This is a genomic window from Pseudonocardia sp. EC080619-01 (assembly GCF_001420995.1).
In the GTDB taxonomy this organism is placed as follows: Bacteria; Actinomycetota; Actinomycetes; order Mycobacteriales; family Pseudonocardiaceae; genus Pseudonocardia.
In genome coordinates this window covers 2,171,164-2,193,676 of the sequence record NZ_CP012184.1, presented here as the reverse complement: position 1 = coordinate 2,193,676, position 22,513 = coordinate 2,171,164, and the positions used below count along the sequence as shown (strand labels likewise).

At 73.2% G+C, this 22,513-nt stretch carries 21 protein-coding genes and 1 pseudogene; 14 read left to right on the top strand and 8 right to left on the bottom strand.

Translation table 11 applies throughout. The annotated features are described in order from the left end of the window. The first annotated feature begins 11 nt into the window (after nucleotides 1-11). The 5 genes and pseudogenes from AD017_RS10220 to AD017_RS10200 all read left to right on the top strand — a co-directional run bounded on the left by AD017_RS10220 (nucleotide 12) and on the right by AD017_RS10200 (nucleotide 4,927). Nucleotides 12-2,159 carry a molybdopterin-dependent oxidoreductase gene (locus AD017_RS10220; protein WP_010225210.1) on the top strand — a complete coding sequence of 716 codons (2,148 nt, stop codon included), beginning with the start codon at nucleotides 12-14 and terminating at the stop codon, nucleotides 2,157-2,159. A 39-nt stretch (nucleotides 2,160-2,198) separates the two neighbouring features. Further along, nucleotides 2,199-2,514: pseudogene (gene fdxA / locus AD017_RS10215) on the top strand (ferredoxin). Beyond that, nucleotides 2,511-3,485 (top strand): NAD(P)/FAD-dependent oxidoreductase, encoded by a 975-nt coding sequence (locus AD017_RS10210; RefSeq protein WP_060574063.1) that lies wholly within the window; start codon nucleotides 2,511-2,513, stop codon nucleotides 3,483-3,485. The pseudogene fdxA and the gene AD017_RS10210 overlap by 4 nt, the downstream one beginning before the upstream one ends. Nucleotides 3,486-3,495: 10 nt before the next feature. Continuing rightward, on the top strand, nucleotides 3,496-3,930 hold the full coding sequence (locus tag AD017_RS10205; RefSeq protein WP_060574062.1) for a CBS domain-containing protein: 435 nt from the start codon (nucleotides 3,496-3,498) through the stop codon (nucleotides 3,928-3,930). Nucleotides 3,931-3,985: 55 nt separating this feature from the next. Then, complete coding sequence (locus tag AD017_RS10200) at nucleotides 3,986-4,927, top strand: helix-turn-helix domain-containing protein (RefSeq protein WP_010241849.1); 942 nt, start codon at nucleotides 3,986-3,988, stop codon at nucleotides 4,925-4,927. Nucleotides 4,928-4,963: 36 nt separating this feature from the next. Here AD017_RS10200 and AD017_RS10195 read toward each other — a convergent pair whose 3' ends face one another. Both AD017_RS10195 and AD017_RS10190 read right to left on the bottom strand, forming a co-directional pair. After that, entirely contained in the window at nucleotides 4,964-5,839 is an 876-nt protein-coding gene (locus AD017_RS10195) for an alpha/beta fold hydrolase (protein WP_010241851.1), read from the bottom strand. Next, nucleotides 5,836-6,912 (bottom strand): tartrate dehydrogenase, encoded by a 1,077-nt coding sequence (locus AD017_RS10190; RefSeq protein WP_060574061.1) that lies wholly within the window; start codon nucleotides 6,910-6,912, stop codon nucleotides 5,836-5,838. The genes AD017_RS10195 and AD017_RS10190 overlap by 4 nt, the downstream gene beginning before the upstream one ends. 108 nt (nucleotides 6,913-7,020) lie before the next feature. Here AD017_RS10190 and AD017_RS10185 point away from each other — a divergent pair, with 108 nt between their 5' ends. Further along, complete coding sequence (locus AD017_RS10185; RefSeq protein ID WP_060574060.1) at nucleotides 7,021-7,938, top strand: LysR family transcriptional regulator; 918 nt, start codon at nucleotides 7,021-7,023, stop codon at nucleotides 7,936-7,938. A 92-nt stretch (nucleotides 7,939-8,030) separates the two neighbouring features. Further along, nucleotides 8,031-9,041 carry an amidohydrolase family protein gene (locus tag AD017_RS10180; protein WP_010241857.1) on the top strand — a complete coding sequence of 337 codons (1,011 nt, stop codon included), beginning with the start codon at nucleotides 8,031-8,033 and terminating at the stop codon, nucleotides 9,039-9,041. A gap of 15 nt (nucleotides 9,042-9,056) precedes the next feature. Here the strand turns inward: AD017_RS10180 and AD017_RS10175 are convergent, their stop codons facing one another. From AD017_RS10175 to AD017_RS10155, 5 genes are all read right to left on the bottom strand, one after another. Then, entirely contained in the window at nucleotides 9,057-9,737 is a 681-nt protein-coding gene (locus tag AD017_RS10175; protein ID WP_010241858.1) for a GntR family transcriptional regulator, read from the bottom strand. 70 nt (nucleotides 9,738-9,807) lie between these two features. Further along, nucleotides 9,808-10,869: a 4-oxalomesaconate tautomerase gene (locus tag AD017_RS10170; RefSeq protein WP_227012710.1), complete on the bottom strand. Its 1,062-nt coding sequence runs from the start codon at nucleotides 10,867-10,869 to the stop codon at nucleotides 9,808-9,810. Further along, on the bottom strand, nucleotides 10,866-11,582 hold the full coding sequence (locus AD017_RS10165) for a 4-carboxy-4-hydroxy-2-oxoadipate aldolase/oxaloacetate decarboxylase (protein WP_060576330.1): 717 nt from the start codon (nucleotides 11,580-11,582) through the stop codon (nucleotides 10,866-10,868). The genes AD017_RS10170 and AD017_RS10165 overlap by 4 nt, the downstream gene beginning before the upstream one ends. A 53-nt stretch (nucleotides 11,583-11,635) precedes the next feature. Further along, nucleotides 11,636-13,009 carry an MFS transporter gene (locus AD017_RS10160; RefSeq protein WP_060574059.1) on the bottom strand — a complete coding sequence of 458 codons (1,374 nt, stop codon included), beginning with the start codon at nucleotides 13,007-13,009 and terminating at the stop codon, nucleotides 11,636-11,638. Continuing rightward, nucleotides 13,006-13,950, bottom strand: a complete 945-nt coding sequence (locus AD017_RS10155; protein WP_227012709.1) for an amidohydrolase family protein — start codon at nucleotides 13,948-13,950, stop codon at nucleotides 13,006-13,008. Before AD017_RS10155 ends, AD017_RS10160 begins: the two co-directional genes overlap by 4 nt. Before the next feature lie 210 nt (nucleotides 13,951-14,160). On the opposite strand from AD017_RS10155, the gene AD017_RS10150 reads away from it, so the two are divergent. The 4 genes from AD017_RS10150 (at nucleotide 14,161) to AD017_RS10135 (ending at nucleotide 18,317) form a co-directional block, all read left to right on the top strand. After that, entirely contained in the window at nucleotides 14,161-15,507 is a 1,347-nt protein-coding gene (locus tag AD017_RS10150) for an MFS transporter (RefSeq protein WP_227012708.1), read from the top strand. Between the two features lie 346 nt (nucleotides 15,508-15,853). Beyond that, nucleotides 15,854-16,222 carry a putative ATP-grasp-modified RiPP gene (gene tgmA, locus AD017_RS33315; RefSeq protein WP_168170513.1) on the top strand — a complete coding sequence of 123 codons (369 nt, stop codon included), beginning with the start codon at nucleotides 15,854-15,856 and terminating at the stop codon, nucleotides 16,220-16,222. After that, nucleotides 16,222-17,181: an ATP-grasp ribosomal peptide maturase gene (gene tgmB / locus AD017_RS10140; RefSeq protein ID WP_060574055.1), complete on the top strand. Its 960-nt coding sequence runs from the start codon at nucleotides 16,222-16,224 to the stop codon at nucleotides 17,179-17,181. Before tgmA ends, tgmB begins: the two co-directional genes overlap by 1 nt. Beyond that, nucleotides 17,178-18,317 (top strand): methyltransferase domain-containing protein, encoded by a 1,140-nt coding sequence (locus tag AD017_RS10135; protein ID WP_060574054.1) that lies wholly within the window; start codon nucleotides 17,178-17,180, stop codon nucleotides 18,315-18,317. The genes tgmB and AD017_RS10135 overlap by 4 nt, the downstream gene beginning before the upstream one ends. Nucleotides 18,318-18,443: 126 nt before the next feature. Here AD017_RS10135 and AD017_RS10130 read toward each other — a convergent pair whose 3' ends face one another. Continuing rightward, nucleotides 18,444-19,397 carry a DUF808 domain-containing protein gene (locus AD017_RS10130; RefSeq protein WP_060574053.1) on the bottom strand — a complete coding sequence of 318 codons (954 nt, stop codon included), beginning with the start codon at nucleotides 19,395-19,397 and terminating at the stop codon, nucleotides 18,444-18,446. 155 nt (nucleotides 19,398-19,552) lie between these two features. Here AD017_RS10130 and AD017_RS10125 point away from each other — a divergent pair, with 155 nt between their 5' ends. The 3 genes from AD017_RS10125 to AD017_RS10115 all read left to right on the top strand — a co-directional run bounded on the left by AD017_RS10125 (nucleotide 19,553) and on the right by AD017_RS10115 (nucleotide 22,507). After that, a complete protein-coding gene (locus tag AD017_RS10125) occupies nucleotides 19,553-20,920 on the top strand; it encodes a glycoside hydrolase family 140 protein (RefSeq protein WP_082399155.1) in 1,368 nt (455 codons plus the stop codon). A 45-nt stretch (nucleotides 20,921-20,965) separates the two neighbouring features. Beyond that, nucleotides 20,966-21,829 carry an MBL fold metallo-hydrolase gene (locus tag AD017_RS10120; protein ID WP_082399154.1) on the top strand — a complete coding sequence of 288 codons (864 nt, stop codon included), beginning with the start codon at nucleotides 20,966-20,968 and terminating at the stop codon, nucleotides 21,827-21,829. A gap of 168 nt (nucleotides 21,830-21,997) precedes the next feature. Continuing rightward, entirely contained in the window at nucleotides 21,998-22,507 is a 510-nt protein-coding gene (locus AD017_RS10115; protein WP_075299341.1) for a bifunctional nuclease family protein, read from the top strand. Nucleotides 22,508-22,513: the final 6 nt, after the last annotated feature.

Sequence of the window (22,513 nt, the reverse complement as noted above, 5' to 3'; positions counted from 1 at the left end):
GAGGTACTGCCATGACCGCGACGTTCGACCCGACCGCGACGACGGTGGTCCGGGCAGCCTGTCCCCAGGACTGCCCGGACACCTGCGCGATGCTGGTGACGGTCGACGGCGACGGCCGCGCCGTCGACGTCGCGGGGGACCCCGGGCACCCGTACACCAACGGCGGGCTCTGCGTGAAGGTGAACAACTACCTGGACCGGGTGTACGACCCCGGCCGGGTGCTGTTCCCGATGCGCCGCACCGGACCGAAGGGCAGCGGCCGCTTCGAGCGGATCACCTGGGACGACGCCGTCGCCGAGATCGCCACGCGGTTCCGGGCGATCGCCGACGAGCACGGCCCCGAGGCGATCATGCCGGTCAGCTACCTGGGCACCCAGGGCATCCTGAACGGGCTCAACGTCGGCGACCCGTTCTTCGCGAAGCTCGGCGCCACCGTCGCCGAGCGCACCTACTGCGACTCCGGCTCCTGCACCGCCTACGCGATGACGATCGGCGACACCGCCGGTGTCGATCCCGAGAGCCTCGTGCACTCGAAGTTCGTCCTGGTGTGGGCCTGCAACATCATGAGCACCAACCTGCACCTCTGGCCCTACATCGCGAAGGCGCGCAGGAACGGCGCGAAGGTCGTGGTCGTCGACCCGATCCGCTCCCGCACCGCGGCCGCCGCCGACCAGCACATCGCGATCCGGCCCGGTACCGACGGTGCGCTCGCCCTCGCCATGGCGCACGTGATCATCGCCGAGGGGCTGACCGACCAGGACTACGTCGACCGCTACACGGTCGGCTTCCCCGAGTTCGCCGAGCGCGTCGAGCGCTACACGCCGGAGTGGGCCGAGACCGAGACCGGCGTCCCGGCCGAGACGATCCGGGTCCTGGCCCGCGAGTACGCGACCGCACAGCCGTCGGTGATCCGGATCGGGGTCGCCGTCGAGCGCCACGCCGGCGGCGGGCAGACCGTGCGCGCGCTGTCCTGCCTGCCCGGCCTGGTCGGGGCGTGGCGCAGGCCCGGCGGCGGCATCCTGCAACTGCCGCTGTGGGCGTTCCCGGTGAACTGGGGCGCCTTCATGCACCCGGAGATGCTCACCCCGGGCACCCGGGTGGTGAACCAGTACCGGCTCGGTGCCGCGCTCGCCGGTGACCTCCCCGCCGGCCCGCCGATCCGGGGGCTGATGGTCTACAACTCGAACCCGGTCGTCACCACCCCGGACCAGGACCGGCTGATCGAGGGGCTCCGCAGCGAGGACCTCTTCACGGTCGTGTCCGAGCAGTTCATGACCGACACCGCGGAGTACGCCGACATCGTCCTGCCCGCCACGACGCAGCTCGAGCAGGACGACATCATGTTCTCCTGGGGCCACCTCTACGTGACCTACAACCACCGCTCGATCGACCCGATCGGCGAGGCGGTCCCCAACACCGAGCTGTTCCGGCGGCTCGCCGCGGCGATGGGTTTCGACGACCCGGTGTTCCGGCGCACCGACGCCGAGATGATCGCCGAGGCGTTCGACTGGTCCCACCCGCACATGGAGGGGATCACCGTCGGGTCGCTGCAGGAGCGCGGCTGGCAGCGGCTCTCCGTGGCCCCGCCCGACGCCTACGCCCCGCACGCCGAGGGCGGCTTCCCGACGCCGTCGGGCAAGGCCGAGTTCGTGTCCGCTGCCGCCGCGGGCGGCAACTTCGTCGTCCCGCTGTTCCGGCAGGGCAGCAACGACCACCAGCCCGGCCAGCCGGTCGACCCGCTGCCGCACTACATCCCGCCGCGCGAGTCCGCCGCCGCCGACCCGGAGCTCGCCGCCCGCTACCCGCTGAACCTGCTGACCCCGAAGTCGCACGCGTTCCTGAACTCCAGTTTCGGCAGCCACGAGTTCCACCGCCGGGTGGCCGACGAGCACAGCCTGGTCGTGCACCCCGACGACGCCGCCTCCCGCGGGATCACCGACGGCGCCCCGGTGCGGGTGTTCAACGATCGCGGGGAGTTCACCGTCGTCGCGTCGTTGCAGGACACCGTGCCCCGCGGGGTCGTGGTCAGCCCGATGGGCGGCTGGCGGAAGAACTCCAAGGCCGGCTCCACGCTCGCCGCCGTCAACCCCACCGTGTTCGGCGACCTGGGCAACGCGCCCACGTTCTCGGACACGCTCGTCGAGGTCGAGATCGCCTGAGTCCGGCCCCGCCGCACCCCCTCCGGAGAGGAGACCACCGTGGCGTACGTCGTCACCGAGGCCTGCATCGACGTCCAGGACCGCGCCTGCATGGAGGAGTGCCCGGTCGACTGCATCTACCCGGGCGACCGGATGATGTACATCCCATCCCGACGAGTGCGTCGACTGCGGCAAGTGCATGCCGGCCTGCCCCAGCGAGGCGATCCACTGGGAGTACAAGGTCCCCGCCGAGCAGGCGGCGTTCGTCGAGGCCAACGCGGTCTTCGTGCGCTCGCACGGCCTGACCGGCGGCGGCGAGGACGCCGACCCGGTCGGGGAGGACCACCCGCTGGTCGCGGAGCGGAGGCCCCGGTGAGCCGGGACCTGCAGGCCGATCTCGTCGTCGTCGGAGCGGGACCGGCCGGGCTGTACGCCACCTACTACGCCGGGTTCCGCGGCCTGTCCGTCGTCGTGGTCGACGCGCTCGACCAGCTGGGCGGGCAGATGTCGGTGCTCTACCCGGAGAAGCCGGTGTTCGACGTCGCCGGCTTCCCCCGGGTGCGGGCCCAGGACCTGGTCGACTCGCTCGTCGAGCAGGCCGCGCCCGGCGGGCCGACCTACCTGCTCGGGCACGACGCCACGCAGCTCGAACAGCTCCCGGACGGCGTCGCCGTCACCACCGACCGGGGCGCCCGGATCCGGGCCGGGGCGCTGCTGATCACCGGCGGGATGGGGCGGTTCACCCCGCGCCCGCTCCCCGCGGGCGACGAGTACGCCGGACGCGGCCTGCGCTACGCCGTTCCGCGTCCGGCCGAGCTCGCCGGGAAGGACGTCCTCGTGGTCGGGGGCGGTGACTCGGCCGTCGACTGGGCGCTGTGCCTGGAACCCGTCGCGTCCTCGGTCACGCTCGTGCACCGCCGCGACGCGTTCCGCGCGCACGAGCGCAGCGTGACCGGCCTGCGGGCGTCCGGGGTGCGGATCCTGACCCCGTACGAGGTGCTCGACGTGCGCGGCGGCGACCGCGTCGCCGAGGTCGACCTGCGGGGCCCGGACGGTGTGCTGACCCTGCCCACCGACGAGATCGTCGCCGCGCTCGGGTTCAGGGCGGACCTGACGGCCCTGTCGTCCTGGGGGATCGGGCTGAACCGGCGGAACATCGCCGTCGACCGGTCGATGCGGACGAACCTGCCCCGGGTGTTCGCCGCCGGTGACATCACCGACTTCGACGGCAAGGTGCGGCTGATCTCGGTCGGGTTCGGGGAGGCGGCGCTGGCCGTCAACAACCTCGTCCCGCTGGTCCGGCCCGGCCTGCCGGTCGTCCCCGGTCACTCCAGCGACGCCGCCTGAGAGGACCCGGATGACCACCGCACCCGCCACGGGCCGTGCCGGTGCCGTGCCGGTGGACGTCGCCGGGGCGATGCTCCGGTTCCCGCGGACCTGCTCCCGCACGACCACGGTGCACCAGGCCCGGGAGGCGTTCCGGAACGACCACGTGCACGCCCTGCTCGTCGTCGACCGCGGGACCCTGCTCGCCGTGGTCGAGCGCGGCGACCTCATCGGCCGGCCGCCCGCGGCACCGGTGCGGTGGCTTGGGACGACCCGGGGCCGCACGGCCGCTCCCGGGACACCGCTCGGCGACGCCCGGGACGCGATGCGCGCGGCGCGGCGGCGCCGCCTCGCCGTCGTCGACGACGACGGCCGGCTGCTCGGGTTGTTGTGCCTCAAGCGTTCCGGCGCGGGCTTCTGCTCCGACGCCGGCGTGCGGGCCCGGGCCGCCGACCGGCACCGGTGATCGACCGCGAACATCCGGGCAATGCGCGCGTGACCTGCGCGTGTCACGCTGCGGTATGGCCCTGGTCACGATCGACACCACCACCGTGGCCGAGTGCGACCGCCTGGACTTCTGGCGGTCCACCGTCTGCGACCAGTTCGTCGCGCTCGACGTGCGGCCGGCCGGGCGCGGCCTCGTCGCGGGCCGGGTGACGGCCGCGACCGTCGCCGACACCCACGTCCGTCGTATCTCGTCGGTGCCGCACCGGTTCGTGCGCACCGAGCGGCAGGTCCGCGCCGCCGACGAGGACTACCTGCAGATCGCGCTGGCCCGCCGCGGCCGGACGCTCGTCGTGCAGGACGGGCGGGAGACCGTGATCGGCCCGGGCGAGTTCGTGATCTACGACAGCAGCCGCCCGTTCAGCTTCGTGACCTCCGACAGCTTCGAGTACTCGGTGTGCCTGCACCCGAAGAGCCGGCTGCCGCTCTCCGCCGCGGAGATGTCCGCGGCCACCGCCGTCACCTTCGACGGCCGGCGCGGGGTCGGTGCGATGCTGCCCCCGCTGCTGTCCTCGCTGGACCGCGCCGTCGCCGACGACCTGCCCGTGGCCGGCCAGGACGCGGTCGCCCGCACGATCGGGGACCTGTTCGTCGCCCTGGTCCGGAGCCACGTCCCGGCCGCCGCACCGGAGAACCTGCACGTGGCACGCGCCCGTGGCCATATCCGGGGGAACCTCGCCGACCGGGACCTGTGCCCGGCCTCGGTGGCAGCGGCCTGCGCGATCTCGGTCAGCTACCTGCACAAGCTCTTCGCGGAGGAGGACACCTCGGTGGTCGGCGTGATCCGCGAGGAGCGGTTGCAGGGGGCCTGGGAGGACCTGCGCCGCCGCGAGCTGGCCCATCTCGGCGTCGGGGCGGTCGGCGCGCGGTGGGGGATGCCGGACCCAGCGGCGTTCAGCCGGGCGTTCCGCGCCCGCTTCGGCCGATCCCCGAGCGCCCACCGGGCCGGCTCGACCTGACCCGAGGCGCAGCCCGCGCCGGTCCCGCCCGACCGCTCAGCCGAAGAACGCCGCGAGGTGCTCCGCGACGATCTCCGGCCGCTCCTCGGGCAGGTAGTGGTCGGCGTCGACCGGGATCCCGGCGACGTCCCGCGCGTACTCCCGCCAGACGCCCGGCACGTCGTAGGTCCGCCCGACGAACGAGTGCGCACCCCACAGTGCGAGCAGCGGCGCCTGCACGAGCCGGCCGGCGTCGGCGTCGTCGTGGGTGAGGTCGATCCCGGCGGCCGCCCGGTAGTCCGCACACGACGCCGCGATCGCCGCCGGGTCGGCGAAGCACCGCACGTACTCGGCGACGGCGGCCGGGTCGAACGGGGTCCCGCCGTGGTGCCGGGACCGCATCCGGGCGGTGATCCAGAACTCGGGGTCGTTGCCGATCAGCCGTTCCGGGATCCCGGCCGGCGCGGTCAGGAAGAACCAGTGCCAGTAGCCGTGCCCGAAGTCGGCGTCGGCGTGCCGCAGCGCGTGCCGGGTCGGCACGATGTCGAGCACCGCCAGGGCCGACACCGCCTCCGGTGCGTCGAGCGCGAGCCGGTGCGCGACCCGGCCGCCGCGGTCGTGCCCGGCGACCCCGAACCGGTCGAACCCCAGCGCGGCCATGACGGCGAGCTGGTCGCCCGCCATCGCGCGTTTCGCGTACGCCGCGTCGCCGGGACCCGGCGCGGGCCTGTCGCTGTCGCCGTACCCGCGCAGGTCGGTCGCCACGACGGTGAACCGCCCGGCCAGCCGCGGCGCGACGTCGTGCCAGATCAGGTGCGTCTGGGGGTAGCCGTGCAGCAGCAGGAGGGGCGGGCCGTCGCCGCCGACGGCCGCCCGGATCCGGACCCCGCCGGCGTCGACGTCGGTGGTCCGGAACGGCTCCGGCAGCCTCATCCGCGGACGGCCTCGGTGATCGCCGCGCCCAGCTCGGCGGTCGTGGCGGTGCCGCCGAGGTCGGGCGTCGTCGTCGCGCCGCCACGGCCGATCACGTCCTCGATCGCGGCCAGGACCGCGTCCGCGGCGGCCTGCTCACCGAGGTGCTCCAGCATCATCGAGGCGCACCAGATCTGGCCGACCGGGTTCGCGATCCCCTTGCCGGCGATGTCCGGTGCGGAGCCGTGCACCGGCTCGAAGAGGCTGGGGAACGTGCGGTCCGGGTTGATGTTCGCGCTGGGGGCGACGCCGATCGTGCCGGTGCAGGCCGGGCCGAGGTCGGAGAGGATGTCGCCGAACAGGTTGCTGGCGACGACGACGTCGAACCGGTCCGGGTTCATCACGAACTGCGCCGTGAGGATGTCGATGTGGTACTTGTCCACGTCGACGTCCGGGTACTGCGCGGCCATCGCGGCGACCCGCTCGTCCCAGTACGGCATGGTGATCGCGATGCCGTTGCTCTTGGTCGCCGAGGTGAGGTGCCGGTCCGGGCGGCTGCGGGCGAGCTCGAACGCGTAGCGCAGCACCCGGTCGACGCCGGTGCGGGTCATGACGGTCTCCTGGATCACCGTCTCCCGGTCGGTGCCCTCGAACATCCGGCCGCCGACGCTGGAGTACTCGCCCTCGGTGTTCTCGCGGACGATCAGCATGTCGATGTCGCCGGGCGAGCGTCCGGCCAGCGGCGCGGCGACACCGGGCAGCAGGCGGGCCGGACGCAGGTTGACGTACTGGTCGAAGCGGCGCCGGAACTGCAGCAGGCTGCCCCACAGCGACTCGTGGTCCGGGAGCACCTCGGGCCAGCCGACGGCGCCGAAGAACAGTGCGTCGAAGCCGCTCAGCTGCTCGAACCAGTCGGCGGGGAGCATCGTGCCGTGCTCGAGCCAGTAGTCGGCGCTCGCGAAGTCGAAGGCGGTCAGGTCCAGCCCGAACCCGAAGCGCTCCGCGGCGGCCTCGAGCACGCGGACGCCCTCCGGGACGACCTCCTTGCCGATCCCGTCACCGGGGATGACGGCGATGCGGTGCGTGGCGGGCATGGAACTCCTCCTACGGCCGGGGCTGGTTCCTCCTAGCCTCTCCCGCGAACTCCGCCGGTTGAAGGCCCGTCTGCCCGTGACAGTCTTTCGGGAGACGAAAGGAACCGCGTGGACCTCCCCGAGCTCGACGACCTCCGCTTCTTCACCGGCATCGCCGCGGCGGGCACGCTCACCGAGGCCGCACGGGTCTGGGGCGTGTCGGTGTCGGCGGTGAGCAAGCGGCTCGCGCGGCTGGAACGACGGCTGGGAGCGCGGCTGGTCAACCGCAGTACCCGGCGGCTGACGCTGACCGACGAGGGGCGCCGCTACGCCGAGGGTGCGGTCGACGTCCTCGGGCGGATCGACGACCTGGAGGACGACATCGGCCGCCGGTCCGCGCGGCTGCACGGTCGGATCGCGGTGCACGCGACGATGGGGTTCGGGCGGTCGCACCTCGCGCCGCTGCTGGGGTCGTTCGGGGCGGCCCACCCGGACCTGCGGATCGACCTGGAGCTCTCGCACCTGCCGGTGCACGTGGGCGGCACCGGGTACGACTTCGCCGTGCGCGCCGGGCCGCTGCCGGACTCGCGGATGCACGCGCGGCCGCTGCTGCGCAACCGGCGGGTCGTCTGCGCCGCCCCGTCCTACGTGGCCCGGCGCGGCGAGCCGCGCACGCTCGGCGAGCTCGCCGAGCACGACTGCATCGTGATCCGCGAGAACGACACCGCCTACGCCCACTGGCGCTTCGGGACCGGGCCCGACGTCGCGGGCGTCCGGGTGACGGGGTCGACGACCTGCAACGACGGCGAGGTCGCGACGGCGTGGTGCCTGGCCGGGCGGGGGCTGGTGATGCGGTCGCTGTGGCAGGTGGCGCCGCTGCTGGAGGCGGGGGAGCTGGTGCAGGTGCTGCCCGGGATCCCGACGCCGCCTGCCGACCTCGTCGCGGTGCACGATGCGTCGCCGCCCCGGCGGGTGGTCGCGGCGCTCGACCATCTCGTCGCGGGGCTCGCGGAGCGGCTGCCCGCGGCCGGGTCGCCCCGGACCTGAGGCAGAGCATTTCTGTCTTCATTATTGTTGACAATTTCGTTAGCATTGACGTGCACTGCCGTCGGAGCGCAGCTCCGGACCCGGAGGACTGCATGATCATCGACTGTCACGGCCACTTCACGACCGCGCCGGGAGCGCACACGTCCTGGCGGGAGGACCAGCTCCGGGCGTTCCTCGACGGCCGTCCGGCGGCCCCGTACCCGCGGATCGGCGACGACGAGATCCGGGACGGCATCGAGGAGAACCAGCTCCGGCTGATGGACGAGCGCGGCGCCGACCTCACGATCTTCTCCCCTCGGGCGTCGGCCATGGCGCACCACGAGGGTGACCTCGCGGTCGGGACCGCCTGGGCACGGGCCTGCAACGACCTGATCGCCCGGGTCGTCGCCCTGTACCCGGACCGGTTCGCCGGGGTGTGCCAGCTGCCGCAGACGGCGGGGGAGCCGCTCGACGCCGCCGTCACCGAGCTGCGCCGCTGCGTCGAGGAGCTCGGGTTCGTCGGGCTCAACCTCAACCCGGACCCGAGCGGCGGCCGCTGGACCGCGCCGCCGCTGACCGACCCGTACTGGTTCGGGCTCTACGAGACGATGTGCGAGCTCGACGTGCCCGCGATGGTGCACGTGTCGGCGAGCTGCACGCCGGTCTTCCACGCGACCGGGGCGCACTACCTGAACGCCGACACGACGGCGTTCATGCAGCTTCTGCAGGGCGACCTGTTCGCCCGATTCCCGCAGCTGCGCCTGGTCATCCCGCACGGCGGCGGAGCGGTGCCATACCACTGGGGCCGGTACCGCGGGCTCGCCGACATGCTCGGCAGGCCGCCGCTGGAGGAGCACCTCATGGGCAACGTCTTCTTCGACACCTGTGTCTACCACCAGCCGGGGATCGACCTCCTGCTCGACGTCGTCGACACCCGCAACGTGCTGTTCGGGTCGGAGATGGTGGGCGCCGTCCGCGGGATCGACCCGCGCACCGGGCACCATTTCGACGACACCCGGCGCTACGTCGACGCGGCCGCGCTGACCGACGAGCAACGGACGGCCGTCCTGTCCGGCAACGCGCTGCGCGTCTACCCGCGGCTGGCGGCCGCGCTCGCCGGGTGAGCCGCCGGCCGGGCGTCAGCCGCGGCGCCCGGCCCGCGGAGCGGGCTCGACCTGGGGCAACGCCTCGACGACGCTCTGCAGGTGCACCCGCATCGCCCGCTCGGCCGCCTCGGGGTCGCCCGCACACAGCGCCTCGATGATCGCGAGGTGCTGGGGGAGGGACACCGACGGGCGCCCGGGCTGCATGGCGAGCCGGAACTGGTGACGGACGTTCTGCCCGCGCAGCCGCTCCAGGATCGTCCCCGCGGTGTGCTGCTCAGCCGCCTCGCGGACGACGCCGTGCAGCTCGCTGTTGAGCGCGGAGTAGCCGAGCAGGTCCCCGGAGGAGACGGCCTCCTGCATCGCGGAGCCGATGCCCCGCAGCCGGGACCGGTCGTCGTCGGACAGGCGGGTCGCGGCCTTGGCGGCGAGCAGCCCCTCCAGCACCATCCGGACCTCGGTGATCTCGACCGCCTCGTCCAGCGAGACCGCACGGACCCGTGCCCCGCGGTTCTGCACCCGCTCGACCAGGCCCTCGCTGGTGAGCTCCAGCAGCGCGGCCCGCACCGCCGCCCGGCTCGCCCCGAACTGCTCGGACAGGTCGGCCTCGACCAGCCGCTGGTTGGGGGCGAAGTCGCCGCCGGCGATCGCGTCACGGAGCGCGTCGGCGACCGTCCCGGCCGGGGCCGTGGCGTCCCGGCGCTCCGCTGAGCTCATTGTCGACAACCTCCACGCCAGGATCGGCAACACCCGGGGCCCACGATAGTCGTGGGGCCCGCGGAGCCGGTCACGCCCGGGGTATCGCGACGCCGTCGAACAGCGCGCGTGCCGTGCGGACCACCGTCGAGCGGGTCACCCGGGGCGGGTCGCCCGCGGCCATCGCGACGTCGATCTCCAGCGAGCCGGTCGGGTGCTCGACGGCGAGCGGGCCGCCGTCGCCGCGGGCGAGCAGGTCGTGCCCGACACCGCCGTCGATCAGCGCCGCGGTCACGACGCTCACGGCGCCCAGCACGCCGATCGCCGGGTGCGGGCGGACCGGGATGAACGTGCGGGTGCTGATCGCGCCGCCGTGCCGGGCCGGCGCCACCAGGGTCGTCTTGGGCACCGGCGCCGCACGGACGTCGCCCAGCCCCATCAGCTCGCCGGCCCGGGTCCGCACCGCGTCCACCCGGGACGCGAGCCCCGGATCGGCGGCCAGTTCGGACGGCGTCTCGTAGCCGCTCAGGCCGAACGCGTCCGCCCGCGCGACGACGACCGGCATCCCGTTGTCCACACAGGTCACGTCGACGCCGTCGATCCGGTCCACGACCCGGCCGGTGGGCAGCAGTGCGCCGGTCGTCGAGCCCTCGGTGTCGAGGAAGTCCAGCAGGACGGGCGCGGCGGTCCCGGGCACCCCGGCGATCGCGGTCCCGCCGGACCACTCGACCCGGCCACCCGGCGTCGCGAACCGGGACACCGCCGTCGAGCCGGAGTTGACCATCCGGATCCGGACCTCCGTGCGCTCCGGGCCCGCCGGGACGAGCCCGCGCCCGATCGCGAACTGCCCGACGGCCGCGAGCAGGTTCCCGCAGTTCTGCCGGTCGGACACGGTCGCGGCGTCCACGCCGACCTGCAGGAACAAGTAGTCGACGTCATGGCCGGGATCGTCGGACGGACCGACCACGGCGACCTTGCTGGTCACGGGGGTCGCGCCGCCGACGCCGTCGATCTGGGCGGGGTCCGGGCTGCCCATCAGGCGCAGGAGCAGCTCGTCCCGGGCGGCCCGATCGGCGGGCAGGTCCGAGGCGAGGAGGAACAGCCCCTTCGAGGTGCCGCCCCGCATCAGGGCGGCAGGCACGCCGTCGATCACGCCGGCTCCCCCGGCGTGGAGCCGTCGACGTAGCGGACGCCGAGCCGGGCCAGCTCGTCGCGCAGGCCGTACCGGTCCAGGCTCAGCTCGCCCCCGGCGAAGGCCCGGCGCGCCGCCTCCTCCTTGTCGAGCCGGGCCCGTCCGGCCGTGACGGTCTCGCCGACCCGCTCGCGGGCGACGACGACGGCGCCGTCGTCGTCGGCGAGGACGGCGTCGCCGGGGCGGACCACCTCGCCGCCGAGGACGACCGGCACGTTCACCGCCCCCGGGCTCGCCTTCACCGAGCCCTGCGCGCTGACCGCCGCGGACCACACCGGGAAGCCCATCGCGCGCAGCTCCGCCACGTCCCGCACACCGGTCGTCGTGACCAGCCCGCGGACGCCGCGGTGGGCCAGCGCGGTCGCGAACAGCTCGCCGAACAACCCGTCGACGCACGGCGAGGTGGTCGTGACCACGAGGACGTCGCCGGTGCGGCACTGCTCGACCGCCGCGTGGATCATCAGGTTGTCCCCGGGCCGGCACAGCACGGTCACGGCGGTCCCGCCGGTGCGGACGCCGTCCTGCCTGGCCCGCAGGTCCGGGCCCAGGTAGCCGGTGCGGCCCAGCGCCTCGTGGACGGTCGCGACGCCGTAGCCGGCCAGTACCGCGACCTCGGCGGCGTCGGCCCGCGGCGGGCCGGTGACGACCACCCCGGTGCGTGGAGTCGTGCTCACGTCGGTTCCTTCCGGTGTCTGCTGGAGTCGGTGACCGCCGGTGCGGTCGGGGGTCATGCCCCGCCGGTCGTCGCGGCGGTGCGGCGCCGGGCGGACGGCCGGGTGCGCGGGCCGAACACGGCGAGGACGAGCGCCCCGACGGTCCACGACCCCGCGATGAAGAAGAAGACGCTCTGGTAGCCGGACCCGGTGTAGAGCGCGGCGATCACCAGCGGGCCGACGGCGTTCGACAGGCGCCCGACGCCGTACGCCACACCGGTGCCGAGCGACCGGCCCCGGATGTCGAACAGCTCGGGGGAGTAGGCGTAGGCGAGCGCCGTGTAGCCGCGCTCGAGCATGTTGACCAGGAACCCGAAGGCGACGATGAACAGCGGATCGAAGGTCAGCCCGTAGAGCAGCCCGCTCACCGCGATCGCGAGTCCGAACACGACGAGCAGCCACTTGCGCTCGAACCGGTCGGTGACCAGGGCGGCGAGCAGCGACCCGAGCGGGGCGCCCACGGTGGTGAGCGCGACGTAGAAGATCGACTTCTCGACGCTGAAGCCCTCCGAGGCGAGCAGCGTCGGTGCCCAGCTCGAGTACCCGAAGAAGCCGATCGTCTGGGTCACCCAGAGCACGGTGAGCACGACCGTCGGCATCAGGTAGCGGCGCTGCAGCAGCACCCGCAGCGGCGCCTTCCGCGCCGGCACGGTCGCGTCCGGGGCGGCCTCCGCGGGTGTCGTGAGCGGACCGTGCTCGCGCTCGATCTCCCGCTCGATCCGGCCCAGCGCGGCCTCCGCCTCGTCGTACCGGCCCCGGCTCTCGTACCAGCGCGGGGACTCCACGATCCGGCGGGAGAAGAACAGGAAGGCGATGCCCAGCGCGCCCCACACGTAGACGAGCCGCCAGGACCAGTCCGACAGCGGCACGACGGCGCTCGCGATCAGGTTGGTGACCGGCGTGCCACAGATGCCGATCACGATGGCGTAGGCCTGGTAGCGGCCCCGGACGGCGGCCGGGTAGAGCTCGTTGACGTAGATGACCGCGACGACGGTCATCGCGGCCAGGCCCGCGGAGGTCAGCACCCGGCAGACGCCCATGGACACGATGTCCCAGGTGAAGGCGGAGGCCATCGAGAAGATCGAGAACCAGATCGTGGTGCCGATGAGGGTCGCGCGGCGCCCCCAGCGGTCCGCCAGTCTCCCGGCCACGATCGACCCGACGAACATCCCGACGAACGACAGGGAGGTCACGTAGGCGACCTGGTCGACCGTCACCCCCCACAGCCGGACCAGCTGGGGCGCGGTCGTGGCGAAGGTGTTGATGTCGGCGAACTCGAAGAAGTACGCGAACGCGACGGCGACCAGGGTGACCTTGTGGAACCGGCCGATCGGCAGGCGGTCCAGCCGGTTCGTGGCGTTGGTGTGCGGGGTGGTTCCGGTGCTCATGCGCACTCCTCCGGCCAGTAGAGGGCCATGGGGTTGTCGACGAGGAGCCGGCGGCGCAGGTCCGCGGAGCCGGCGACGTGCGCGACGTGGTCGACGAGGAGCCCGTCGTCGGGCATGTGGTCGGTGAGGTTCGGGTGCGGCCAGTCCGTCCCCCAGAGCACCCGGTCGCCGAACTCCTCGACGACCGTGCGCGCGAACGAGACGACGTCGGTGTAGGCGTGCCGCTCGCCGTCGAGCGCCCGCGGGCCGGTGACGGTCAGGCGCTCCGGGCAGCTGACCTTCACCCAGCAGCGGTTCCGGTCGGCGAACCGCAGGAAGCGAGCGAACTCCGGCCCGTCCGGGTCGCGGGTGACGTCCGGGCGTCCCATGTGGTCGATGACCAGCGGGACGGGGAAGGTCGCGAAGAAGTCCTCCAGGTCCGGGAGGTCGGCCGCCTCGAAGTAGACGACGACGTGCCAGCCCAGCGGGGCGATGCGCGCCGCGATCCGGGACAGCTCGTCGGTGGGGGCCGCGTCGACCAGCCGCCGGACGAAGTTGAACCGGACGCCGCGGACGCCGGCGTCGTGGAGATCCCGGAGCTCGGCGTCGGTGACGTCGGGGCGGACGGTGGCGACCCCGCGGGCCCGCCCGTCCGCGGAGCGCACGGCGTCGACCATCGCGCTGTTGTCGGCTCCGTGGCAGGTGGCCTGTACGACGACGCGGCGGGCGATCCCCAGACGGGTGTGCAGTGCCTCCAGGCGGTCCCGGCCGGCGTCGCACGGGGTGTACCTGCGCTCGGGCGCGTAGGGGAAGGTCGCGGCGGGGCCGAAGACGTGGCAGTGGGCGTCGACCGTGCCCGCGGGCAGGTCGATCGTCGGCGCCGCCGGCGCCGGGTGCGGTGCCAGCCAGCCGGGGGTCACGGCGGGGTCCGCCGTTCCGGGCGGCGTGCTGTCGGTGGGCAACTCTGGCCTCCTCCTGCGAAGTCCGACGTCGCTCGGACGTCCGGCGCGCAGGACGCTACGTCTCGACCACTTTCCAGCACAAGATGTTCGCCGTGATTGTTAACAATTTTGGCTGGATGCAGTGTCGTCACGTGGCCTGGTGTCGTTACTCACTGCAACGTATGGTGCAGATCACATCCGATGGTGATCTCCGCAGTGCGGGAGGGTTCGATGACGCATCCGTCCCCGACGACGACGCCGACGCCCCGGGAGACCCGCCGGGTCGCCCTGGCGACCCTGATCGGCACGTCGATCGAGTGGTTCGACTTCTTCGTCTACGGCGCGGCCGCCGCGCTCGTGTTCGGCAAGCTCTTCTTCCCGACCGCCAACCCGCTCACCGGCACCCTGCTCGCGCTGTCCACCTTCGGCGTCGGCTTCGTCGCGCGGCCCTTCGGCGGGGTGATCTTCGCGCACTTCGGCGACCGGATCGGCCGCAAGTCGATGCTGGTGCTGTCGGTCGTGCTGATGGGCGGGGGCACGTTCCTCGTCGGGCTGATGCCGACCTACGCGACGATCGGCGTCGCCGCGCCGATCCTGCTCGTCCTGCTGCGGATCGTGCAGGGCATCGGGCTCGGCGGCGAGTGGGGCGCGGCCGCGGTGATGGCCGTCGAGTACGCGCCACCGCACCGGCGCGGGTTCTTCGGCAGCTTCCCGCAGACGGGTGTGCCCGCCGGCATGCTCACGGCGAACCTGGCGCTGCTGGTCATGTCCGCGACGATGTCGGAGGAGGCGTTCCTCGCCTGGGGCTGGCGGGTCCCGTTCCTCGCGTCGATCGTGCTCGTCGCCCTCGGGATCGCGATCCGGCTCAAGGTCGCCGAGTCGCCGGTGTTCGAGCAGGCCCGGGCAGCCGGGAAGATCGAGCGGCAGCCGGTGCTCGCGGTGCTGCGCCGGCAGCCGGGGAACGTGCTCCGCGCGGCCGGCCTGCGGTTCGCCGAGAACAGCACCTTCTACATCCACACCACGTTCGTGCTGACCTACGGCACGGTGGTGCTCGGGATGGCACGCGGCGACCTGTTGGTCGCCGTGATCGTCTCGTCGGCGATCGGGCTGGTCAGCATCCCGTTCTACGGTTGGGCGTGCGACCGCTGGGGGCGGCGGCGCACCGTGCTGTGGGGTTCGTTCGTGCTGCTCGGGATGAGCTGGCCGTACTTCTGGGCCCTCGACACCCGGTCGCTGCCGCTGATCGTGCTGGCCACCGTGGTGGCGGTCAACGTCGGCAACTCGGCCGTCTACGCGCCGCAGCCCGCCTACTTCTCGGAGCTGTTCGAGCCGGAGGTGCGCTACAGCGGCGCGTCGATCGGGGCCCAGGGTGCGAGCGTGTTCGCCGGGGGACTCGCCCCGGTGATCGCGACGGCGCTGCTCGACGCCACCGGTGGTTTCGACGCCATCGCGATCTACATGTCGGCGATGGTGCTGATCACGATCGTCGCGGCGTTCCTGTCGCCGGATCCGTACAAGGCCGGGCTGCGGAAGGCGGCCGCGGCGCAGGCCGCCGAGGTGCGTCCGATCGGCCGGTGATCCCGCCCCGCCCGCCCCGCCGCACCCCGTCACCGCCCGCCGCACCCGTCACCGCCCCGCACCCGTCACCGCGGCGCACCCCGTCGCCGCGTGACGCACCCCGTCGCCGACCGGCGCACCCGTCGCAGCGGGTGCGCGGGCCGGTGACGGGGTGCGTGGAGGGGGTCGTCGGACTGGTGAGTGATCGAGGCGGCGGATTCTGTGTGTCGCTTTCTCCTGAAACGGATCTGCCGGATATCGGCGAAAATAAATCTGTCGCGATTATCAGTCGATCGGCGGGCTCTCGCCGTTCATGCTGCTGAGAGGTGGTTCGTGCGGTCTATCGTGGGGCAGTCGAGCCACTCCGGTGAATGTCGTCGTTCATCACACCGGCAACAATGTCGATCGCCACGGAGAGAGCGCCATGACCGTTCTGTGTCCTGTCGGATCCCGTTTCCCCCTGACCCGCGGCCGTGGCCGCTCCGCCGCGGTGGCGGAGGAGGTCGCTGACGGATCGGCCGACGCTCTCCGTCCCTTCGGCCTGAGGTTCTTCACCCCGCAGCCGGCGCCGTGCGCGGAGCCGGCGTTCGGCTACAGCGAGGACCAGCAGGTCACCGTCGACGTCGGTGGCCGCCCGGTCGTCGAGGGGCCGGATGCGTCGTGGAGCCAGACCTCCACCGGCAACATGGACGGCAACGAGGAGACCAAGATGGATCAGGACCCGGACAGCAACTGATGACGGTCCTGATCCTCGCGGCGAAGGACGACATCGCCGTCGATCGGGTCCTGCTGATGCTCACCGAGCGCGGCGTTCCGGTCGTCCGGTGCGACACCGCGGACGTGCCTCACGACGTCGGTATCGATGCGATGTTCACCTCCGGCCGGTGGTCCGGAACCCTGCACAGCGGGCAGCGCACGGTGGACCTGACCGAGATCCGGGCGATCTGGAACCGGTCCACCCGTCGCTGCCGGTGGCCCGCCGGGATGAACCCCGCCGAGCGGCGCCACGCGGATCTGGAGACCCGCCTGGCCCTCGGCGGGGTCCTCTCGGACCTGCCGGTGCACTGGGTCAACCACCCGGCGGTGCAGGCCGACGCCGACTACAAACCTCGCCAGCTGCGGATGGCCGACCACTGTGGTCTGGAGACCCCCGAGTCGCTGATCACTTCGAGCCCGGAATCGGCTCGCTCGTTCGCCACCGCTGCGCCGACGGTGATCAAGCCGCTCGGCTCGATCATGCTGATCGACGGGACCGACACTTCGATCGGACACACCCACCTCCTCACCACCGAGGACGTCCGCGACCTGTCCGGCATCGAAATCGGCCCGCACTTCCTGCAGCGCTGGATCGACAAGGACCACGAGGTCCGGCTCACCGCGGTCGGCGACGAGTTGTTCGCCGCCCGGATCCGGGCCGGCAGCGCCTCGACCCACATCGACTGGCGCTCCGACCCGACCGCCCTGTCCTACGAGGTCGCGGAGACACCGGACGCCGTCCGGGCCGGAGTGCAGCGCTATCTGAAGGGGTTCGGGCTCGTGTTCGCCGCGTTCGACTTCGTCGTCCGACCGGACGGCACCTGGGTGTTCCTGGAGGCGAACACCTGCGGCCAGTACGGCTGGATCGAGCACGAGACCGGAGCTCCCATCTCGCGAGCACTCGCCGACCAGCTGGCTCGGGAAGCGGACGCGCGGTGACACCCGGCTGGAGGATCCGTGCGGAACGGCTCGCCGGGACGCTCGCCGAGGACGGGGCGTCGACCGACCCGCGGTGGGCGGAGGCGCTGCGCACCGTGCCCCGCCACGTGTTCGTACCCGAGTTCTTCGAGCAGACCACCGACGGGAGCGGTTGGGAGCGCGTGGACCCCACCACCGACCCCGAGCGGTGGGCCGACGCGGTCCACGCGGACCGGTCCCTGGTCACCGAGCTCCGGTCGTCACCGACGGTGCTGGACGGGCACCCGATCCCGTCGTCGTCGTCCACGCTGCCGTCGTTGATGGTCCGCATGCTCGAGCTGCTCGACGTCACCGAGGGGGACCGGGTGCTGGAGATCGGCACCGGCACCGGCTGGAACGCGGCCCTGCTGTCGTCGGTCGTCGGCGCGGCCCGTGTCACCACCGTCGAGCTGCAGCCCGATCTCGCGGAGACGGCGCGCGAACGTCTCGCCGCGCTCGGCATGCACCCGACCGTCGTCACCGGGGACGGTGGCGACGGGGCGCCGGAGGGGGCGCCCTACGACCGGATCATCGCCACCTGCGGAGTCTCCAGGGTGCCGGGCGCGTGGGTGTCCCAGCTCGCCGCCGGTGGCCGGATCGTCGCCGACCTGCGCAGCGAGTCCAGCAGCAGCCTGGTGGCGCTCGACAGGCTCGACCACGACCACGTCGCCGGGCACCTCGTCGGCCGCCCCGGGCTGTTCATGTGGATGCGCCCGACCGTCGACCACCCGCTCCTCGACCCGGCGCGCACCACTCCGGACATCCGGGCCGGGGAACGCACCGGCCCCCGGGAGAGCGTCGTCGATCCCCGCGATCTCGACGCCCCGGGGCTGCGGACGCTGATCGGGATCGCCTGCCCCGAGCTGGAGGTCCCGCCGGTACCGGGGCAACCGATCTCCGACGGCGCCGGTTCGTGGGCCCGGCTCGACGGGAGCGCGGTCACCCAGGGCGGCCCGCGACGTCCGTGGGACCGGATCGAGGCGGTCGCCCGGATCTGGCGGCAGCTCGGCTCGCCGGGTACCGAACGGTTCGGCGTCACCGTCGACTCCGTGGGGACGCACCGGTTCTGGCTGGACCGCCCGACCGACGAGCTGCCCGCCGAGGTCGGCGACATCTGATCGGCGACGCACCCCGTCACGGCGTGGCGCACCCGCTGCGCGGGGTGCGCGGCACCGCAACGGGGTGCGCGGCACCGCAACGGGGTGCGCGGCACGGCAACGGGGTGCGTGGCCGAGGGACGCCGGTCAGTGCGCGGCCGACGCCCGCCGGGGCCAGGGGACCAGGTGCAGCACCGCGACGACGATCGCGCCCACGACGATCCCGAGGATCGCCGAGCCGACGGTGTTCGTGAGCCAGCCGAGGAACCCGCCGAGCGCGCCGGTCGCGTCGTGCACCAGCAGCTCCAGATGGTGGACGAATCCGTACAGCGGGTGGAAACCGAGCTCGTCGGTGCCCACCAGCAGGATGTGCCCGCCGACCCAGAGCATCGCGGCGACGCCGACGACCGACAGCACCGTGAGCACGACCGGCATCGCCCGCACCAGCCCGCGGCCGAACGCGGCCACCGCCCCGGAGCCGCGCGCGGCCAGTGCCAGCCCGGCGTCGTCCATCTTCACGATCAGCGCCACCACGCCGTAGACGAGCGCGGTGATCGCGACGGCCACCACGGCCAGGATCACGGCGCGGGCGACGAATCCCTCGGACGCCACCTCGTTCAGCGCGATGACCATGATCTCGGCGGAGAGGATGAAGTCGGTCCGCACCGCACCGGAGACGACCTTCTTCTCGTGCGCGTCGGGATCGGCGGCGGCCTGCTCGTCCTGGGTCTCGGCGGTCGGGGTGTGCCCGGCGAGCTTCTCCCAGATCTTCTCGGCGCCCTCGTAGCAGAGGTAGGTGCCGCCGAGCATGAGGATCGGGGTGAGCAGCCACGGCGCGAACTGGCTCAGCAGCAGCGCCACCGGCAGGATGACCAGCAGCTTGTTGCGCAGCGAGCCGGTGGCGATCCGCCGGATGATCGACAGCTCCCGCTCCGGCTCGAGGCCCTGGACGTAGCGCGGGGTCACGGCGGCGTCGTCGACGACCACGCCGGCCGCCTTCGCCCCGGCCCGCCCGGCCGCTCCGGCGACGTCGTCGAGGGACGACGCGGTCAGCCGCACCAGTGCCGCCACGTCGTCGAGCAGGGCGAACAGGCCGCTCATCGGGTCATCACGGTGGCGCAGCCTACGGGGTCGGCGTTGCACGGAGACATCACTCGGCCGTCGACGGGTCGTTCCGGTGGAACCGCCCCCTCCGCCGGTAGGTTCGCGGTCGATCATCGACGGACCTGCGGGTCCCGCTGCGGTCCGGAGGCCCCATGCCACGCCCGACACCGAGCCGCACCCGGCGGACTTCGGTGGCGCTCGGTGTCGCGCTGTCGGTCGGTGTGCTCGCCGCCGCCGGGGTCACCTCGTCGCTGCCGTCACGCGGCCCGGACCGGTCCGAGGGGCCGGCCGGGCCACCGCCCGTCCCGGCCGCGGACGCCGGGACGCCGCGGCTGGAGACCGACGGCCGGTGGTTCTCCGCGGGCGGCCGGCCGTTCTTCTGGCTGGGCGACACCGCGTGGGCGCTGCTCGGGAAGGCGGACCGGGAGGAGACCCTCCGTTACCTCGACACCCGCGCCGCCCAGGGCTACACGGTGATCCAGACCGTGGCGATCTTCCCGCAGGCCGGGGCGACGAGGCCGGTGAACGGCGACGTGAGCAGCGTCGGTGAGCACGACGAGTTCTGGGACCGCGTCGACGCCGTGATCGACGCCGCCGCCGAGCGCGGCCTGTACCTCGCGATCCACCCGGTGTGGGGCGACGACCAGACCGGCTCGGTGGTCGACGAGGGCAACGCCGGTGCCTACGGCCGGTTCATCGGCGAGCGCTACGGGGACCGGGACAACGTGACCTGGACCCTCGGCGGGGACCATCCCGCCGACGGCGAGGAGGAGCTCTGGGCCGCGCTCGCGGAGGGCCTCGACGCCGGCGGTGGGACCCAGCTGACGACGTACCACCCGCAGGGCGACCAGAGCTCCGCCCAGTGGTTCGCCGGTGCCCCCTGGCTGGACTTCCACATGATCCAGGGCGGGCACTGCCTGCGCTACGACGTCCGGCGGGAGCTGGTCGGGTCCACCTACGCCGCCACCCCTGCCCGGCCGTTCGTCGACGGCGAGCCGATCTACGAGGACCACCCGTACTGCTGGGAGCCGGACCAGGGCTTCTCGACCGCTCAGGACGTGCGCCGCGACGCGTACTGGGCCGTGCTCGGCGGCGCCGCAGGCCACACCTACGGCGCGCACGCGGTCTGGCAGTTCAGCGACGGCGGCAGCGGCGAGCTCGGTGCGCGCGGGAGCTGGACCGACGCACTCGAGCTCCCGGCCGGGCGGCAGATGGTGCACCTGCGCGACCTGATGACGTCGCTGCCGTTCACGCAGGGGGAGCCGGCGCCGTCGGTGCTCGCGTCGGACACCGGATCGGGGGCCGACCGGATCGTGGCCAACCGCGCCGCCGACGGGTCCTACCTGCTGGTCTACACCCCGTCGGGCCGGTCGGTCGCGCTCCGGCCCGGGGCCCTCGACGGGACGGCCCGGGCGCAGTGGTTCGACCCGAGGACCGGGGAGTACCGGGACGCGCCGCGATCCGGCGGGGAGTTCGCGCCGCCGTCGGACGAGGACTGGGTGCTGGTCGCGCGGCGCTGATCGGACAGGACGTTTCCCCACGGCGGACCCCGGGGAGCCGGACGGGTGGCGACGATCGGAGGCCCGATGCACCTGCAGGACGGACCGCTCTGCCGCCGGTGCGGCGTCCAGTACCCGCTCGGGGCCGGGTCCGGCCCGTGCCCCGTCTGCGAGGACGAGCGCGAGTACGTCGACTGGTCCGGCCAGCACTGGACGACGCCCGCCGGCCTGCACGCCGAGGGCGTCCGCGGCGAGGTCCGCGAGGAGGTCCCGGGCCTGTGGGGGGTCGGCACGACGCCGTCCGTCGGGATCGGGCAGCGGGCACTGCTGGTGCCCGGGCCCGGCGGCAACGTCCTGTGGGACTGCACCGCCCTGCTCGACGACGCGACGGTGCAACGGGTGCACGAGCTGGGCGGCGTCGACGCGATCGCCGTCTCGCACCCGCACTACTACTCGACGGTCGCTGCCTGGAGCAGCGAGTTCGGGGACGTGCCCGTGTACGTGCACGCCGCGGACCTCGACTGGGTCCCGCGCGGTGTCGACGTCGAGGCGTGGGACGGCGCCGGACGCGAGATCCTGCCCGGCCGCACCCTGGTGCACCTGGGCGTGCACTTCGCCGGGGGATCAGTACTGCACTGGGCCGACGGCACCGACGGGCGCGGTGCGGTCTGCGCCGGCGACATCGTGACCGTCGTCCCGGACCGGCGCTGGGTCGGTTTCATGTACAGCTACCCGAACCTGATCCCGGAGCATCCGGACACGGTCCGCCGGGCCGTCGCCGAGCTCGGACGGCTCCGCTACGGCGCGCTCTACGGCGCCTGGTGGGGACACGTCGTCCAGGGCGACGCGCACGACGCCGTCGTCCGCTCGGCGCGGCGGTACCTGCGTCATCTCGGTCTCGACCCGGGTGCGGCCGACGCCGACGGGTAGGCGTCCGGACGGCCCACCGGCAGGCGGTCGTCTCGTCGGTATGGGGGTCGGGGCCTCGTCCGGACCGGGATCGGCGAGTACGTTCACAGCTCCTCCTCCCACGGAGCGGTCGGTGTGCGGGGACGACCGGTCCGGGTAGGTGTGCCGACGCCGAGGACGGGAGCGGTCATGGCGCAGGTACGGGTTCGTGCGGTGGGCATCGACGTCGGGCCGGACACCCCGGTCCTGCTGCTGGAGGAGATCGGCGGGGCGGGTCGCGTCGTCCCGGTGTCGGTGGGCGGGCCGGAGGCGACCGCGCTGGTCGTGGCGCTGGAACGGGTGCACGGTGTCCGTCCCGACACCCATCGGCTGATCGGTGAGCTGCTGACGACCTTCGGACGGCAGCTGGTGCAGGTACGCGTGCACACGCTCGCCGAGGGGATCTTCCACGCCGAGCTGATGCTCGACGACGGCACGACCGTCGACTCCCGGACCAGCGACGCCGTCGTGCTCGCCCTGTGGGCGGGTGCCGGCATCCAGGTCGACGAGGACATCCTCGTGGCGGCGGGGGTCGCGGCCGAGACCGTCACCATCGAGGGTGCCGGGCGCGCCGGCGCGGACGCGGAGATCGAGGAGGAGCTCCGGCGGTTCCTCGACACCGCCACCCCCGACGACTTCGGCCCGGACCCGCAGGACTGACGCCGA

What these genes read in the sequence shown, in the direction of transcription:
- AD017_RS10220 (WP_010225210.1), top strand. Translation starts at nt 12, where the DNA reads ATGACCGCGACGTTCGACCCGACCGCGACGACGGTGGTCCGGGCAGCC.
- AD017_RS10205 (WP_060574062.1), top strand. Translation starts at nt 3,496, where the DNA reads ATGACCACCGCACCCGCCACGGGCCGTGCCGGTGCCGTGCCGGTGGAC.
- AD017_RS10200 (WP_010241849.1), top strand. Translation starts at nt 3,986, where the DNA reads ATGGCCCTGGTCACGATCGACACCACCACCGTGGCCGAGTGCGACCGC.
- AD017_RS10195 (WP_010241851.1), bottom strand. Translation starts at nt 5,839, where the DNA reads ATGAGGCTGCCGGAGCCGTTCCGGACCACCGACGTCGACGCCGGCGGG.
- AD017_RS10190 (WP_060574061.1), bottom strand. Translation starts at nt 6,912, where the DNA reads ATGCCCGCCACGCACCGCATCGCCGTCATCCCCGGTGACGGGATCGGC.
- AD017_RS10180 (WP_010241857.1), top strand. Translation starts at nt 8,031, where the DNA reads ATGATCATCGACTGTCACGGCCACTTCACGACCGCGCCGGGAGCGCAC.
- AD017_RS10175 (WP_010241858.1), bottom strand. Translation starts at nt 9,737, where the DNA reads ATGAGCTCAGCGGAGCGCCGGGACGCCACGGCCCCGGCCGGGACGGTC.
- AD017_RS10160 (WP_060574059.1), bottom strand. Translation starts at nt 13,009, where the DNA reads ATGAGCACCGGAACCACCCCGCACACCAACGCCACGAACCGGCTGGAC.
- AD017_RS10150 (WP_227012708.1), top strand. Translation starts at nt 14,161, where the DNA reads ATGACGCATCCGTCCCCGACGACGACGCCGACGCCCCGGGAGACCCGC.
- tgmB (WP_060574055.1), top strand. Translation starts at nt 16,222, where the DNA reads ATGACGGTCCTGATCCTCGCGGCGAAGGACGACATCGCCGTCGATCGG.
- AD017_RS10130 (WP_060574053.1), bottom strand. Translation starts at nt 19,397, where the DNA reads ATGAGCGGCCTGTTCGCCCTGCTCGACGACGTGGCGGCACTGGTGCGG.
- AD017_RS10125 (WP_082399155.1), top strand. Translation starts at nt 19,553, where the DNA reads ATGCCACGCCCGACACCGAGCCGCACCCGGCGGACTTCGGTGGCGCTC.
- AD017_RS10115 (WP_075299341.1), top strand. Translation starts at nt 21,998, where the DNA reads ATGGCGCAGGTACGGGTTCGTGCGGTGGGCATCGACGTCGGGCCGGAC.